The organism is Amycolatopsis sp. NBC_01480 (assembly GCF_036227205.1).
Classification (GTDB): domain Bacteria; phylum Actinomycetota; class Actinomycetes; order Mycobacteriales; family Pseudonocardiaceae; genus Amycolatopsis.
Genome location: NZ_CP109442.1, coordinates 22,460 through 38,340, shown reverse-complemented (window position 1 = coordinate 38,340; position 15,881 = coordinate 22,460). Strand labels below are relative to the sequence as shown.

The window sequence follows — 15,881 nt, the reverse complement described above, 5'->3', positions numbered from 1 at the left end:
ACAGAACTCAACAGACGTCCCGTTGGACTCTGCGCAAAGGTGTTGACTTCGCACGGTTGAAAGGTAACGCTTTGGGCATCCAGAAACGGAGTGGTGCACCATGTCGCAAATGTCGCCCGAGCCGGCCGAGCGGCCGTCGCCCGAACCGGCCGTACGCCGGAGCGTGGTCAGTCGCCGCAGCTTCCTGGGCGGCGGGGTGGCGTTGTTCAGCACACTCGCCTTGCCGGCCACGCTCTCGTCGCTGGCTTGCCCGGCCGCGGCCGCGCCGAAGAACCCGGCGGGCAACGGGTTCCCGGAGTGGAACAACAACATCGGGATATTCGACGTCGGCACCGAGCCGCCGCACGCCACCCTGATGCCCTACGCCGACCTCGGCCAGGCCCTGGAGGGCGACCGCACCCGTTCGCCGTTCCGGCAAAGTCTGGACGGGGACTGGAAGTTCCGGTACGCCGACCGCCCGGACGCCCGCGACCCGCAGTTCTACCGAGAGGACCTCGACGACCGGTCGTGGCCCACCATCCCGGTGCCGGCCGACTGGCAGCTGCACGGCTACGACTTCCCGATCTACGTCAACATCACCTACCCCTGGTGGGGTGCCAACGGGCAGAACGAGAACGCCCAGCCGCCGTACGCGCCGACGAAGTTCAATCCGGTCGGCCAGTACCGGCGCAGCTTCCAGGTCCCGGCGGGCTGGTCCGGCCGGCGTACATTCCTGCACTTCGAGGGAGTGAAGTCGGCGTGCTACGTGTGGGTCAACGGCACCCTGCTCGGCTACCGCGAGGACTCGCGCACGCCGGCCGAATTCGACATCACCGAACATCTGCGGCCGGGGACCAACCAGCTCGCCGTGGAGGTCTACCGCTTCCCGGACGGCGACTGGATGGAAGACCAGGACATGATCCGGCTGTCCGGCATCTTCCGCTCGGTCTACCTGTACTCCACACCGACCGCGCACCTGCGTGACTTCCGCCTGGACCCGCGGCTACGCGACGGCTACACGGACGCCGACCTGGCCGTGACCGCGAACGTGCGCAACTACGGTAGTCCGGACAATCGCACGTACACCGTGGAAACCCAGCTCTACGACGAAAACCGGCGCCCGGTCTGGCCGGAGCCGCTGCGTCAGCCGGTCGGCCTCAGTTCGGTGCCGGCCCTACAAGACGTGAGCGTGCAGGCCACCAAGGAGGTCCGCGGGCCGAAGCTCTGGTCCGCGGAGCAGCCGAACCTGTACACCGCGGTCATGGTGCTGCGTGATCCGTCCGGCAAGCCGATCGAAACGCTGTCCTCCCGCATCGGCTTCCGCGAGTTCGTGCTCAGGGACGGGCTGATGCGGATCAACGGGCAGCCGATCTCGTTGCGTGGCACCAACCGGCACGAGGAGCATCCCGTCCGTGGCGGGGCGCTCACGCGCGCGGACCTCGTCGAGGACATCGGGCTGATCAAGCGGCTCAACATCAACGCCGTCCGGACTTCGCACTATCCCAACGATCCGGTCTGGTACGAGCTGGCCGACGAGTACGGGCTGTACCTGATCGACGAGACGAACCTGGAGACGCACGGTGTCCGGGACCACTATCCGGCGTCGGATCCGGCCTGGACGCCCGCGGTCCTAGCCCGTGCGAAGGCGATGGTGCACCGGGACAAGAACCACCCGAGCGTGGTGATCTGGTCGCTGGGCAACGAAGCCGGAACGGGCAGCAACTTCTCCGCGATGTACGACTGGATCCACTCCTACGACGCGACGCGCGTGATCCAGTACGAGGGTGACGACCGGCCGGGAATCAGCGACGTCCGTTCGCAGATGTACCCGACCCCGAAGGCGCTCGAGCAGCGCGCGCTCGACCAAACCGACCGCCGACCGTACATCATGATCGAATACGCCCACTCGATGGGGAACTCCACCGGGAACCTCAAGGAATTCTGGGACGTCATCCGGGCGCATCCGGTGCTGCAGGGCGGTTTCATCTGGGACTTCGTGGACCAGGCACTGTACTGGCCGACGCCGAAACGCAAGCTGCTCACCGAAACCGGCCCGTCGGCGCTCATCGCGGAACTCGCGCCGGCTGCGACGTTCGACCGCGAGCACGGGTTGACCGGCGCCGCGGTCGTGCCGCCGACGCGAAGCCTCGACCTGACCGGATCGCTGACTCTGGAAGCGTGGGCCACTCCTGCCGCGGTCGGCGGCCATCAGGCGATCATCGCCAAGGGCGACCACCAGTACTCGCTGAAGCAGACCGACAACAACCTCGAATTCTTCATTTATGCCGGTAGCTGGATCAGCGCCAGCGCGCCGTTGCCCGCCGACTGGGTGGGGCGCGAACACCACATGGCCGGCGTGCTCGACCACGACGCGAAGACGCTGACGCTGTACATCGATGGCAAAGCGGTGGCGCACAAGGACACCGACCGCGTTCCGGACAGCACTACCATCCAGCTCGCCCTCGGGACCGACTTCGAGAATCCGGAACGGGTGTTCGGCGGACATATCCGGGTCGGTCGCGTCTACGCGCGGGCGCTCAGCGCGGCGGAACTCGCGGCGGGCGACCGTGGTCCGCACGACGAGGCGGTGCGGCTCTGGTTCGACGCGGCCACCGCGAGTTACGGCGAGAAGCAGCCGGCGGAGCGCACGTACCTTTCCTACGGCGGCGACTGGGGCGACAACCCCAACGACGGCAACTTCTGCGCCAACGGCATGGTCACCGCCGACCGCCGCGTCAGCGGCAAGGCGATCGAGGTCAAGCAGATCTACCAGGCGATCAACGTCTCCGCGGGCGCCGACCTCCCGACCGGCCAGGTGACGATCAAGAACGAAAACCTGTTCACCAACGTCGATTCCTACGACGGCGCTTGGCAACTCGAGAACGACGGCGAGGTCGTGCAACGCGGTCGGCTCAACCGCGCGCAGCTCGACGTGCCGCCGCAATCGAGCCGCACGATCACCGTGCCGCTGAGCCGGCCCGCCCGTCCGTCGGGGGAGTACTTCCTGCGGCTTTCCTTCACCACCAAGGCACGTACGCTCTGGGCCGACCGCGGGTACGAGGTGGCGAAGCAGCAGCTGCCGGTCGACTTCGGCAGCCCCGCCGTCGCCGCGGTGCCGCTCGCGCAGGTTCCCGCGGCCACCGCACGGCAGACCGAGCAGCACGTCGAGGTCGGCGGCGACGGGTTCACCGTGACGATCGCGAAGGACACCGGACTTCTCACGGCGTTCGAGGCCCGCGGCGTCCAGCTCGTCAAATCCGGGCCGGTGCCGAACTTCTGGCGTGCGCCGACCGACAACGACATCGGCAACGGGCAGCCGAGCCGTAACGCGACCTGGCGGTACGCGGGGGCCGACCGGAAAGTCACGAAGGTCTCGGTGGACGTCGGCCGGACGGTGGTCGTGACCGTCGAGGGCACGCTGCCGACTTCGGTTCCCTCGACTTACACCACGACGTACACGGTGTTCGGCAACGCCGAGATCAAAGTGGACCATTTCGTGCACCCGGGTTCGCCGGATCTGCCGTACCTGCCGGAAGTCGGGATGATGCTGTTCCTGCCCGGTCAGTTCGACACGATCGACTACTACGGCCGCGGACCGGAGGAGAACCACTGGGACCGCAACACCGGTTCCGACGTCAGCCGATATTCCTCCACTGTGGACAAACAATGGACCGGGTACATCCGTCCACAGGAGAATGGCAACAAGACCGACGTACGGTGGGTCGCGCTGACTGACAAACGTGGCGTCGGACTGCTGGCGACCGGCGAACCGCTGCTGGAGTTCACCGCGTCGCACTTCACGCCGGAGGACCTGTCGAGCGGCGCGCTGCACGATTACCAGCTCACCCCGCGTGAGGACGTCGTGCTGCGGCTGAATCACCGGCAGATGGGCGTCGGCGGCGACGACAGCTGGGGCGCGCAGACGCACGACGAGTACAAGCTCTTCGCGAACCGCGACTACCACTACACCTATCGCTTGCGGCCGCTTCCGCGCCGCAGCCAGGCGGCAGAGCTGTTCCGGGCGCCGACCGTGCCGTCGTGACCGGGCGCTCCATGACAGACTTACCGGCCGTGGCGAACGAATACGAGCGGTCCCCGTGCTTCATCGACGACGAAGCCGGCGGCACCTGCGTGAACGGCTGATCTTCTTCTCCGACGCGGTGGTCGCGATCGCGATGACGCTGCTGGGCATCGACCTGCCGCTGCCGCACGGGGAGACGAAGGCGCAGGTGTGGCATTCCTTTGTGGAGTTGCTGCCGGGCGAGTACCTGACCTTCGTCATCGGGTTCGCGGTCACCGCGCTGTTCTGGATGCATCACCGTCAGCTCTTCCGCCGGGTCCACGTGATCGACCCGACACTGCGGCGGCTGAACATGCTGTGCCTGTTCTTCATCGTGGTGACGCCGTTCGCCACCAAGGTGGACGTGGTGGACAGTCATTTCGTACTGGGACCGGTGCTGTACGCGGTCGTCATCGCGGCCTTGGCCCTGGTCGTGGCCGCGATGGCCGCGCACGCCGACCGCGCCGGCCCGGTCCACCCCCGGACGAGGCTCCGAACGCAAGATGCGCGACATCGTCATCGGCGGTTTCACCGCGGCCGGGGTCTTCCTGCTGTCCATTCCGGTGAGCTTCGTGAGCACCTCGGCGGGCCGGTATGTCTGGCCGCTGATGGTGGCGTCCTAGTGGCGGACCGGGTGACCGAACGCCGGGCGCGCGCTGCCGTCCCGGCCGGCTGACCGGTTATCCGCTACCGTCCGGCAACGGATGTCCGAGCCAGACGTTCGGTTCACGGACCGGCCTTCGCGGTCACGGCGGACAAGGTGGTCCGCGACGGACTCCAGCGGGCGCGCGGCCTCGGCGGTGCGCCGGACTCGCACGGCGAAGCGCCGCAAAACCGCTGTCTGGGTGCCGTTTTCAGCTCGGTGCGCGCTGCGAGTCCGAGACCGCGAGCTGATTCGGCGACGTAGGCCTCCAGCGCGACGAGCGTGGTCGGGCGACGGCCGTCCGGCGCTGGGTGTCTCAGAGCAGCGCGCCGTCTCCTGCTCACGACGGTTCGCACTGTCGTAGCCACTCACGCGGGTTTGGCCACTGTGCCCTTTTGTGCTCTGAGAAATGGCCTTCCGTACTTCCGGCATGTCGTCGCCCCGTTGACGTGATCTCACCAAGGCTTTGGTGCTGAACGGCAAAGGAGGACGGACGAGCCTGCTGCAGCTCGGCACGGCTCACCTTCCGGCCACGGTGATGACCAGTTTGCCGCCCTTCGGGCGCTGCTCGCGCTCCAGCTCCGTCAGGGCCTGAATCGCCTCGGCCAACGGGACCGTACGGGCGATGGGCAGGCGCAGGGTCCGGGCTACCTCCTCCAGGTCGCCGGCCGGCCCATCATCGCCCGGAACGGTCCGGGCAGGGCGCTCCTGATCATTTTGGCCGGGGTCGGGACGATGTCGATGATGGTTCCGCGGGGCTTCAGCAGCATTCGGGCCGCGGCGAAGGGAAGCAGGCCGGGCGTGTCGAAGACCAGATCGAACCGTCCCGCGAGGGCGGCCGGGTCGAAGCCGAAACCCACGCCGAGCTCGTGGGTCTCGTCAGCCGCGGTGTCGCGGCAGCTGCCGGCGACCGAAGTGCCTCCGGCCCGCGGAACTCGGTCGCCGACCGCGCCGGCTCCCGGGTCAGCACGGAGACGAGAGTGCCCGGACCGTGACTGCCGTCGATCCGGACGTCGATGAGCCGGTCGATCCGCGCGGGCCGGATCCGACGCTCCGGCGCGGAAGCAGGATGGGGAGGTGCGCCGCGGCGGTGCTCTCGAACCGGATCGTACGCGTGGGATCGAGCAGCACCAGGTCGGCCGGCCCGAGGTCGACGTCGCTGTGCCCCTGAGCCACTGACCACGCAGATAGCCAGAAGCGAGGACGTCGGCGACCGGTGCGACCACGCGTCGGCGACACCGGCCGCCGGCAGACGGGCTAGGCGGACACGGGTTCGAGTCGATCACCGGCCTCATCCGTCGTGCCCGCGCCGGTCAAGCGATGGGTCGCACGATCTGCCAAAGTCGAGCCGGAAACGAACAGAAAGCTTGATGTTCAGGTGGCTGGGGAAAGCTGGTCGCGGAGACGTCGCAGCGCAGCGCGGCCGGTCTCGGCGACTGCATCCAGACCGCCACGGCTGGCGGCGCGGATCGCGCGTTGGAGTTGGTGGGGTAGTCGTCGCTGTTCGGCGATGGTGATGGCGGCCAGCAGGGATTCCTGGGCTCCGTCGTGCTCTCGGCTGGCGGTGAGGATCTCGCCGGCAGTGACGCGTTCGATCACTTGCCACTGCGGGGCGGCGGGTTCTCCGGCACCGGCTGCGGTCAGCACACGCAGCGCCTGGGTGGGCCTGCCCAGGGCGAGTAGGCCGCGGGCGTGGATTTCGCGCAGGGTAAAGGGGTTGACCAGCATTCCGTGTTCTGCGCCGGTGTCCAACAGACGGCGAGAGCGGTCGATCGCGGCTTCGAACCGGTCGGGCAGCCCGGCTTCGCCCGCGGCGCGGGCCGACAGGGCCAGCGCGGAGCCTTGCCCGGTGGGGTCGGCGGAGATGGCCAGGGCGTGGTCAAGGCGGGCAACGGCGGCCGGGAGCCGACCGGCTTTGCGCAGCTCGTTGCCGTGCATCCGCAGCGTGTGTGCCAGGAACGGCTGGTTGTTGGTGTGCCGGGCGAGGATCAGGGCTTTGCCGGTCCACGCGGCGGCTGCGGCGAGGCGTTCTTCTGGCAGCACGGTGCCCAGGGACACGCCCAGGGTCAGGCGGGCGGAGGCGAGCAGGAGCAGCGTGTCGCGTTCGAGGCGGCCTTCGGCGGCGCGGGCCTCCAGCCGGGCGACCAGCGGCCATAGCTCGTTGACTGCCTCGACGGCCCGGCCCGCTTGGCGGGCGATCTCGGCGAGCCGGATCACCGAGTCGCCGAACTGCACCAGCGCGGCGAAGTCCGCGTCATCCGGCTCGGTGACGCCGAGAAAGTGCGAGGGCAGGCCCAGGCCACGGGCGATGTGCCGGCGGACGACTACGTCGCCGGGATCACGGCGGCGGGTCTCGATCATCGCGATGTAGCTCTTGTCGTACCCCAGGATCGCGGCGAGGGCTTCCTGGGTTAACTCGTTGGCGTGGCGGTAGGCACGCAGGATCGTGGACAGGTCCCGGGACCGCAGCGCCGCAGTGGCGGCCGGGTCGGACCACATCCACACCGCGGGCGCCAACCGGGCCGGGGGCGCGGGCAAGGCGCCGGTGCTTGCCTGGCACGTAGGGCACACCGCGGTGGGGGCGAAGCGGCTCAGGGCCGTTCCGCAGCGCGTGCACCCGGCGGTCACGGCGTTGCCTATCGGGTGGTTTGGAGGACGCGGAGCCGCTCGAGCCAGGTGCCGATGGAGCGCTTGTAGCCCTCGGGCATCGGCAGATCGGCGATCTCGTGTTCGGCGAACTCGCCGATGCGGTTGTGCTCGTGGCTGACGATCGCTTCGGCGGTCGAGTCGGTCGTGCAGCCGTAGGTCACGATGAACACGTCTTTGTCCGCCACGGTGATGTGGTACATCCAGGAGTCCAGGATCTCGGCCACCGTGACCGGCAGGCCGGTTTCCTCGGCGATCTCGCGGGCCACCGTCTGTTCCGGGGTCTCGTTCTCCTCGATCCGGCCGCCGGGCAGCTCCCATTCCTCGCGTTCATTGCGCACCAGCAAGACCCGGCCGTCGCGGACCAGCACGCCCTTGATCGACACCGGGTACGCGGGCTTGGTCATGGTTGAACCCTCCGCCGAGGCTTGGGGATGCGGTAGCCGCACGGTAGCAGTCCGTGCCCCGCCGGTCCGCTCGTGCGAGGTTGACAATCCGTCAGTGGACAGCAACCGCGTGCACCGGGTGTGATCAAGGGACCGGACAGGTCCGTCATGAACAGGGAGGGCAGCGCGATGCTCGACAGTGCCAGCACCGCAGACGTTCTGGCCGCGTGCCGGGTCGACGTGCAGGCCTCCGGTGGCGTCGGCGAGCTGGCCGCATGCCTTGCCACCCATGGCATCGCGCGCTTCGACGGGCTGCCGGACGAGCCGGCCCACCGCGCCGGCGACGGGCCGCGACCTGCCGGTCATCGTCTTCTCGCACGGCATGACCCTGAGCGTGGACGACTACGCACCGCTGGCCGGCTTCTGGGCCGCCCACGGATTCGTCGTCGTCCAGCCCACCCACCTCGACTCGCTCGGGCTCGCCCCGACGGTCCGCGCATCTGGCGCATCCGCACCGACGACCTGACTGGCATCCTCGACCAGCTCGGCGCCGTCGAAGCGGCGGTGCCCGGGATGGGCGGGCGCATCGATCGCGAGCGCATCGCGGTCGCTGGGCACTCGTGGGGCGCGCAGACCGCGAGCACGCTGGCCGGCGCGCGGGTCGTCGGCGTCGACGGCGCACCCGGGGAGAGCATGGCCGACTCTCGGGTCGGGGCGGCGGTGCTGCTGTGCCTGCCCGGGACCGGTGGTGCGAACCTGACCCCGATGGCCGCCCAGTACTTCCCGTTCATGACCCCCGACTTCGCCGAGATGAAGACGCCGAGCCTGATCGTCGCCGGCGATCACGACCAGTCTCCGCTCACGGTGCGCGGGCCGGACTGGTTCACCGACGGCTTCCGGCTCGGCTCGGGTGGCGCCGATCTGCTGACCCTCTTCGGTGCAGAACACGGGCTCGGTGGCGTCCAGGGTGCCCATGACACGCGGACCACCGACGAAAGCGCCGAGCGTGTCGCACTGTCCAGCGAGTGACGCTGGCGTACCTGCGCACTGCCCTGGGGCTGGACGCCGCTGCCTGGTCCGAAGCCCGGGCGGCGCTGTCGGCGACCGGCGAGCCGTTGGGGAGGATCGACCCGAAGTGACGAACCTCCTCGCGTCGGGCTCGCAGATCCAGAATTGGCAACAATGAGGTCCTGCGAGCCCGACACGAGGTGAAGCGGGGCGGCCCCTCTCGGCCGTGCAATTTTGCGTACTCAGTCAGTTATCTGTCACGCAGGGCTCCTTGGCGGCGCTGTTAGGCATCACGACCTTCGAGCACGTATGAAGGGGCGAGAACCACGGAGGTGACTCCCACCCTCCATCGGCGTTAACCGGCCATCACGTTGTCCGCAGTAGTCCACCAAGACGTCGTACGCCGTCGAGCCCTCAATCGTCGACTTTGGACGGGTGCGCCGCCAACGGCGTTACCTGGATGTCCATGTACGGGAACAGCGGTAGCCCGGACAGCAACGCGTGCAGCTCGTCGTGGTCGGCGACGTCCAGGACGGAGAAGTTGGCGTACTCGCCGGCGATCCGCCACAACTGGGGCCACTTGCCGTCGCGTTGCAACTTTTGGCTGTACGTCTTTTCCCGCGCGAGGAAGTCGTCGCGTTGTGCCCGGTCCAGATCCGCGGGCAGCCGGACGTCCATGCGGACGTGGTACAGCATCAGGACCTCTCCGGGTCCAGTACGAAGCCGTATTCGATGGCCTCGCCGTCGCCTGAGGAGCGAGGGTTCAACAGCAGTTCCGGCTTGACGGCCGACGCGATGTCGTCTTCGTTGTGCTCGTCGCCCGGGAAGTACAGCTGGGCTGTCAGGAGTTCGTTGCCGGGCGCCGACACCTTGACGTGCAGGTGCGCTGGGCGCCACGCGTGCCAGCCCGCCGCCGCGATCAGCTTGCCGCACGCTCCGTCCGTGGGGATCTGGTACGGCGCCGGGCGGACCGTGCGGATCTCGAACCGGCCGTTCTCGTCCGCGGTGAACGACGCTCGCAGGTTCCACTCCGGGATGCCCGGCGCGAACTGGCAGTAGAAGCCGTCCGCGTCGGCGTGCCACAGCTCGACCTTCGCTCCGGCCAGTGCCGTGCCGTCGGTCGAGGTGACCCGGCCGGTCCACGTCAGCGGCGTGCCGGGCTCGTTGTCCCGCATCGGTACGGTGCCGCGGGCGCCCCGTTCGGGCGCGTCCGGCACGTAGTACGGGCCCTCGATCGTGCCCTTGTTTCCTTCGCGGTGCTCGGTCGCGACCTCCTCGACGACGTGCTCCACCCACACGTCCAGGAACAGCGGGCACTCGCCGCCTTCGCCGACGGCGATCAGCCACGACTTGAGCGCGTTGTACTCGGCGTAGGTGACCTTGTGCTTGCGGATCGTGCCGTGGACAGCTTCCAGGACTTCGCGGGCGAGCATGCTGACGCGCTCGGGCGGCGTCCCGGCGACGCCGGCGAACTTATCGGTCTTGAAGCGTTCGGTCGCGTTCGCACCGGACGCCGCTGCGGTGGCCGTTTCGTGGGTGGCGGTCATGAATCCTCCTTGATTCGTGGTGGGGAGTCAGTCGTCCTGGCGATAGCGCCGGAGCTTTTCGGGATCGATCGCGGCGCCCAGGCCGGCACCGGGACGGACGACGATCTCGCCGTCGCTGACGCGCAACGGCTCGGTGAGCAGGTCGTCGCTCATGTCGAGGAAGTTGGACAACTCGCCCGCGCGGCGCGAGGTCAGCGCGTAGGCCGCGCCGAAGCGACCGTGCACAGCGAGCCGAGCTGGCCGTCGATCTGGTTGCCCATCACGACTTCCACGCCGAGACCTTCGGCGAGGTGGTGGGTGCGCTGCGAGCGGGTGAAGCCGGTGCGTGCGGTCTTGATGCTGACCGCGGTGGCCGAACCGCCGAGGATCTCGCGGGTGACGTCGGCGGGCGTCACCGCGGACTCGTCGGCGATGAACGGCACGTCCAGCTGCTGGACGAGCCAGCGGCGGCCGAGGACGTCGTCGGCCGGGCACAGTTCCTCGGCGAAGAGCAGGTCGAGGTCGTCCATCTCCTCCATCGCGCGGGCGGACTCGGCGGCGGTCCAGCCGCGGTTGCCGTCTACGTAGAGATCCACTGCGTGACCGAGTCCCTCGCGCAGCGCCCGCACCACAGCCGTGTCCAGCGACACCGGGCGGCGGCCGACCTTCACTTTGAACGTCGTGATGCCGTAGGCGTCGCGCATCCTCTCGGCTTCGGCAACCATCGCGGCGGGCTCGTCGAAGCCGAGCATGTGCGCCACTCGCATGCGGTCGGTGTAGCCACCGAGCAGCTCGGTCACCGAGACGTCGAGGGACTGCCCGAGCGCGTCCCAGATCGCCATGTCGACAGCGGACTTCGCGGTCGGATTCCCGACCGTGCGCCCGAGCCGGGTGTGCACGGTTTCGCGGTCGAGCAGGCTGGGCCCGACGACCTGCGGGGCGAAGATCGAGTCGATGACGGCGACGATCTCGGCCTGGGTCTCGCCGTAGGTGAACGGCCGCGGCGGCGCTTCGGCTACGCCGACGATCCCGTCGTCGGTATGCACGCGCACGAGGACGTGCTCGGCGGCGTGCACCTCGCCGGAGGCGAACCGCAACGGCTTGCGGTACGGGATGGCGAACGGGATCGCCTCGACGTGGGTGATCTTCATCAGCTGACCTCGGAGGGTGGTCGGGCGGACGGGAAGACGTCCTCGAGTGCGGCGAGGACGGTGGTTACCAGCGGAGAGCGGGTCTCGCGGTGCCAGGCCAAGGCGAGCTCGACGCTCGTGGCCCCGGCCAGGTCGCGGAACACGAGCCCGGCCAGCGGCAACGCTCGGGCCGAGGCCGGCACGACCCCGACCCCCAGGCCACCGGCGACCAGGGCGAGCAGCGCCGCGGTCCCCGGCGCCTCGTGCTTCGCGCTGAGCCAGAACATGCACGTACGGATCTTTGGTGCGGCTGACCGGATCGGCCACATTCCATTCGTCCGGACGGTGGTGTCACGGGCAGCGACGTGATCAGACCGCCGATCACCCAGGGGTGCTGGCCATGGCCGCCGCGGCGGCCACTCGCCTCAGGCCGTGGATCCAGGCCTCGACCTGTTCAGTCGGCGCGGATTTCGGCATCGCGGTCATCCGGAGAGCCATCGGAGGCAGGTTTGCCATGACGGGGACCGACACCATGATCGATGCGAGGTCGTAGCGTCGGCCGACGATGAGGTCAGGGCAGAACAGATCGACGAGATCGGCGGTCGCCTGCCGCACGTCGCGTTCCTGTCGGGGGAGTCGGTCGGACCGCTCGAATTCCGTCAGCACCGCCTGATGGCGCTGCAGCAGCTCCGGCTCAGCAGCGAGGAGCGAGTAGCCACGATCACGCACAGCGTCGAGCAGGCTGCCGTGGAGAGCACGACGGCCTCGACTGTCGTCGGGCGCCCGCTGCATCCAGGCCTCTGTCTCCGCGGGTGTCGCCTTCGCCATGAACACGGCGCCGAGTGGCGGGATGATGGGTTGTCGATGTCCGAGCGGAACGGTCTCGGACGCTCGTCCGCCATTGGCAGTGAGCACTTGCACCGCGTCGCTGCCGATCTTGACGAGGACGCTGCAGTCGACCGCGAAGGCGAGGCTGAGTTCCTCCATCTCCGACCGGATCGTCTCGGCGAGCTGCGCTGCCTGGATCAGCTCCGGATTCGGCGCGGCGATGAACGATCCGGTCGAGAACTTTCCGTATCCGCCCTGAAAGAACAGCAACGGCAAGGTCGACCGGGCGACGTCGAGCTCGTGCACGCGTCCGAGGACGATGTAGTGGTCACCCGCCTCGCGCACGTCCTCGAACGTGCACTCGATCCAGGCCACTGCGCCGTCGAGGACGGGTGAGCCGAGTGGTCCCGGCCGCCAGCGCACGCCCTCGAACTTGGCCGCGCCGGCGGTCGCCATCTGGCGGCACAGCGGTTCCTGATCGGATGCCAGGACGTTGATGCCGAACGCGGCGGCGTCCCTGAACCGCGCGAAGCTCCTCGAGCTCCTGGCGGGAAAAAAGGCGATCAGAGGAGGATCCAGGGAGACCGAGGTGAACGTTCCCACAACCATGCCTTCAGGGATGCCGTCATCGGACACCGCGGTGACGACGGCTACCCCGGTCGGGTAGTGACCGAGCGTCTCTCGAAACAGTGCGGGGTCGATCGTCGCGTTGCCGACGTCGGTCATCGTGCACTCCTCTCGGGTCCCGGGGCATCACCGAGGTGGACAGCCCTCTAACATGTCTTAACTAGTCTTGTGACATGTTACGACTACGGCCATGCCTCGCGTCAAGCGTCGCTTCGACCCAAGAGGCCAGGGAGGGAGAGTGGCCGACGTCAAATCGATGCGATCATCGTTGCGGCAGGACGCTGACCTCACTGCTCATCACCGAGGGCCACCTGATGACGGCCTGGAGCACGTGCTGGTGGACGTCCTCGATGTAGCGCCTGGCGTGCTCGGCGGCCTTGTCCACATCAGGCTCGTCGAGGATGCCGCGCACCCAGTGACCGGCCGGACGCGTCGCAGCGCTCGTACGCCCCGAGGTCAGCAGCAGTGCCCGGATGCGGCTCATATCGCCCATGAGCCGCTGGAAGAAGTTGATCAAATAGGTGTTGCCGGTGGCCTCGGCCAGGATCGCGAAGGTCCTGTTGACCACGTCGATGTCGAGGAGGGCCGACGGTGGTTCACCCTGCTCCTGAGCGAGCACGTCCAGTTCGTCGAACGCCTCCCGTGCCGCGTCGACCTGCGCCTCGCTCGCCTGGCGCAGGCCGAGCCGGATGAGCTCAGGTCCCACAATCCCCCAGACGACGAAGAGGTCGTCGATGGACTTCGGCGTCAACGGCGCGACCTGGTAGCCCTTGCGAGGCAGGGTGCGGATCAAGCCTTCGTGATCCAGGCGAGTGAGGGCGTCACGAAGGGGTGCGGTACTGAAACCCATGTCGGCCGCCAACTGCTTCTCCGTGAGCCGCTGACCGGGCACTAGGCGGCACGCGATGATATCGCCCCTCAGCCGGCGGTAGACCGTCTCGTTCAGCGAGACGCGGGAGTCGGACACGTCGGCCACTGGGTCACCCCTCGAATCGTTGCCTCGCAGTGGAGAACCACTGGCCCGTCAGAGTACCGGTGGGCGAGTCGAGGTTGCGTCTTGACACACTCCACCAGACGAGTATAAACATGGCACAGTATCTCAGTGACATTTCACAACCCAGAATGGAGACCAGCGGCGTGGCTGACACCGAGGACAAGGCAGCGATCATCGAATTGCTCAACCTGTACGGATTCGCTCTGGACGCGCACGCCTGGGACCTGTTCGACCTCGTCTTCTCCGAGGACGTGACCGCGGAGTTCGGTCCGGCCGGCAATGCATGGGTGGGTCTGGAGAACTTCAAGCGGTCCTTCGCGGAGTTCCACGAGACGCTCGACAGCCATCAGCACACGATGATGGGTCAGCTGGTCCACGTCGACGGCGATCGCGCCAACGCATTCAGCTACGGGAACTGGCTGCTCATCCGGGAGGCGGCCGAGGACGGCCCCACATGGACGGGCACCGGCTGGTACGACGACGAACTCGTCCGCACCGAGGCCGGCTGGCGCATCCGGCGACGCGTCTGCCGGCTGATGTCCTGGACCGGCAACCCGGTCGTACCCGAGCCGAACGCCGAGCACCGGCCCGACATGAAGCTCAACGTGCTGCGTGAGCACGCCGAAGCCGGTCGGGTCGCCTACCTGAACGCCATCAAGGCGATCCGGTGACAGTGACGGCCGAGACCACCGGTGAAGTTCTGCGTCCCCCGAACGACCGACCCGACACGGAGACCACGATGCTCGTCACCGACGACAAGCCCACCACGCTCGCCGCTGTCCTGGAGAAGGTGCACGAGCTCGGCCCGACCCTGCGCGCCGCCGCGCTGGAAGCTGAACGTGCCGGCCGCCACTCCGACGCGACGATCGCTGCGCTCGACGCCACCGGCGCCTTCGACATCGCCAGCCCCGCGGAGTTCGGCGGCGCCGAACTGTCGGTCCGCGACCAGCTCGACGTCGTCACCGAGGTGTCGTCTTGGGACGGCTCGGCCGGGTGGACGGTATGGGTGGCGGCCACGATGAACTGGATCCCGGCCGGCTCGGGCGCCAAGGTCGTCGAGGAGGTCTACGGCCCCGCATGGGTCGGGCCCCGCGTAGCCGGATCGAGCCACTTCCCAGCGTCACGGGGGCGCGCGAAGCGGGTCGACGGGGGCTGGATCATCTCCGGCGGACCCTGGACGTTCGGCAGCGACGCGCTGTGGGCGCCGTACACGAACCTGGGCTGCATAGCCAGCGACGGCGACGGCCGCTACCTCGTCGGGGTCGAGGTACCTCGCGACGAGCTGCGGTTTCTCGACGACTGGCAGGTGGCCGGCATGCGCGCCACGGGCAGCGTCTCCATCACTCTTTCGGCCGACGAGCTGTTCGTCCCCGCCCACCGCGTCGTCGACTTCCGCGACGTCGTGGCCGGCACCCTGGACAACGGCCTTGCCGGCTCGTTGTGGAAAGCCCCCTCGCTTGGCTGGGCGTTCAGCCTCATGGCCGGCATGTCGATCGGGATCGCCCGCGGCGCGCTGGCTCGATTCCTCGAGCGCTCCGCCGGCCGGGCGATCCGCGGCACGACCTACAAGAATCAGCTCGAGGCGCCGCTGACGCACCTCATGCTCACCGAGGTACACAGCAAGATCCGGTCGGCGACACTGATGGCAGAGGCCAACGCTGCGGAGACCGATCGCCTGGGCGAGCTCGCCGCCGCAGGTACTCCGGCGTCGCCGGAATACCTGCAGCACTTCAGCGCGCGCGTCCTCGCCGAGACCGCCTACGCCGCCAAGTGGTGCGCCGAGGCGATCGAGCTGCTCCAGCGCAACTCCGGCTCCACCGCGATCATGGACTTCGAACACATCCAGCGGGCCTGGCGCGACGCGCGCGTCGTCACCCTCCACGGCGCACTGAACCTCGAAGCGCTCTCGGAGAACTACGGGCGTCTCATGGCCGGCATCGAGCCCCACGACTTCGCCGGGATCACCACCCTCAACCGGTCCGCTGCGAGTGCTGCGCGCAAGGCCGGCTGACCGAAGCCATTGCTCCACCCGCACGTGTTCGCACTTCTCGCCG

14 protein-coding genes and 1 pseudogene are annotated in these 15,881 nt (G+C 68.3%); 6 read left to right on the top strand and 9 right to left on the bottom strand.

Features of this window, described 5'->3' with window-relative positions:
- Nucleotides 1–109: 109 nt before the first annotated feature.
- Nucleotides 110–4,021: a glycoside hydrolase family 2 TIM barrel-domain containing protein gene (locus OG371_RS00190; protein ID WP_329064247.1), complete on the top strand. Its 3,912-nt coding sequence runs from the start codon at nt 110–112 to the stop codon at nt 4,019–4,021.
- Between the two features lie 55 nt (nt 4,022–4,076).
- Nucleotides 4,077–4,715: a TMEM175 family protein gene (locus tag OG371_RS00185; protein WP_329064245.1), complete on the top strand. Its 639-nt coding sequence runs from the start codon at nt 4,077–4,079 to the stop codon at nt 4,713–4,715.
- A gap of 614 nt (nt 4,716–5,329) precedes the next feature.
- Here the strand turns inward: OG371_RS00185 and OG371_RS00180 are convergent.
- From OG371_RS00180 to OG371_RS00170, 3 genes are all read right to left on the bottom strand, one after another.
- Nucleotides 5,330–5,542: a hypothetical protein gene (locus OG371_RS00180; RefSeq protein ID WP_329064243.1), complete on the bottom strand. Its 213-nt coding sequence runs from the start codon at nt 5,540–5,542 to the stop codon at nt 5,330–5,332.
- Nucleotides 5,543–6,056: 514 nt separating this feature from the next.
- Entirely contained in the window at nt 6,057–7,199 is a 1,143-nt protein-coding gene (locus tag OG371_RS00175; RefSeq protein ID WP_329064240.1) for a helix-turn-helix transcriptional regulator, read from the bottom strand.
- A 119-nt stretch (nt 7,200–7,318) separates the two neighbouring features.
- On the bottom strand, nt 7,319–7,735 hold the full coding sequence (locus OG371_RS00170) for an NUDIX hydrolase (protein WP_329064238.1): 417 nt from the start codon (nt 7,733–7,735) through the stop codon (nt 7,319–7,321).
- 268 nt (nt 7,736–8,003) lie between these two features.
- On the opposite strand from OG371_RS00170, the gene OG371_RS00165 reads away from it, so the two are divergent.
- Nucleotides 8,004–8,240: an alpha/beta hydrolase gene (locus tag OG371_RS00165; RefSeq protein ID WP_329064236.1), complete on the top strand. Its 237-nt coding sequence runs from the start codon at nt 8,004–8,006 to the stop codon at nt 8,238–8,240.
- 47 nt (nt 8,241–8,287) lie between these two features.
- A complete protein-coding gene (locus OG371_RS00160) occupies nt 8,288–8,743 on the top strand; it encodes a hypothetical protein (RefSeq protein ID WP_329064234.1) in 456 nt (151 codons plus the stop codon).
- 393 nt (nt 8,744–9,136) lie between these two features.
- Here OG371_RS00160 and catC read toward each other — a convergent pair whose 3' ends face one another.
- The 6 genes and pseudogenes from catC to OG371_RS00130 all read right to left on the bottom strand — a co-directional run bounded on the left by catC (nt 9,137) and on the right by OG371_RS00130 (nt 13,809).
- The gene (catC, locus tag OG371_RS00155; RefSeq protein ID WP_329064232.1) at nt 9,137–9,418 is read right to left on the bottom strand and encodes a muconolactone Delta-isomerase; all 282 of its coding nucleotides are present in this window, start codon (nt 9,416–9,418) and stop codon (nt 9,137–9,139) included.
- Nucleotides 9,418–10,269, bottom strand: coding sequence for a catechol 1,2-dioxygenase (gene catA / locus OG371_RS00150; RefSeq protein ID WP_329064230.1), 852 nt, complete (start codon nt 10,267–10,269; stop codon nt 9,418–9,420). Before catA ends, catC begins: the two co-directional genes overlap by 1 nt.
- Nucleotides 10,270–10,296: 27 nt before the next feature.
- Nucleotides 10,297–11,399: pseudogene (locus OG371_RS00145) on the bottom strand (mandelate racemase/muconate lactonizing enzyme family protein).
- Entirely contained in the window at nt 11,399–11,665 is a 267-nt protein-coding gene (locus OG371_RS00140; protein WP_442876065.1) for a LysR substrate-binding domain-containing protein, read from the bottom strand. The pseudogene OG371_RS00145 and the gene OG371_RS00140 overlap by 1 nt, the downstream one beginning before the upstream one ends.
- Nucleotides 11,666–11,759: 94 nt before the next feature.
- Nucleotides 11,760–12,932, bottom strand: a complete 1,173-nt coding sequence (locus OG371_RS00135) for a flavin reductase family protein (protein WP_329064228.1) — start codon at nt 12,930–12,932, stop codon at nt 11,760–11,762.
- A gap of 163 nt (nt 12,933–13,095) precedes the next feature.
- Nucleotides 13,096–13,809 (bottom strand): GntR family transcriptional regulator, encoded by a 714-nt coding sequence (locus OG371_RS00130; RefSeq protein WP_329064226.1) that lies wholly within the window; start codon nt 13,807–13,809, stop codon nt 13,096–13,098.
- 161 nt (nt 13,810–13,970) lie between these two features.
- Here OG371_RS00130 and OG371_RS00125 point away from each other — a divergent pair, with 161 nt between their 5' ends.
- Together OG371_RS00125 and OG371_RS00120 are read left to right on the top strand one after the other, a co-directional pair.
- Nucleotides 13,971–14,498: a nuclear transport factor 2 family protein gene (locus OG371_RS00125; RefSeq protein WP_329064224.1), complete on the top strand. Its 528-nt coding sequence runs from the start codon at nt 13,971–13,973 to the stop codon at nt 14,496–14,498.
- A gap of 68 nt (nt 14,499–14,566) precedes the next feature.
- Nucleotides 14,567–15,838: a hypothetical protein gene (locus OG371_RS00120; RefSeq protein WP_329064222.1), complete on the top strand. Its 1,272-nt coding sequence runs from the start codon at nt 14,567–14,569 to the stop codon at nt 15,836–15,838.
- Nucleotides 15,839–15,881 lie beyond the last annotated feature (43 nt).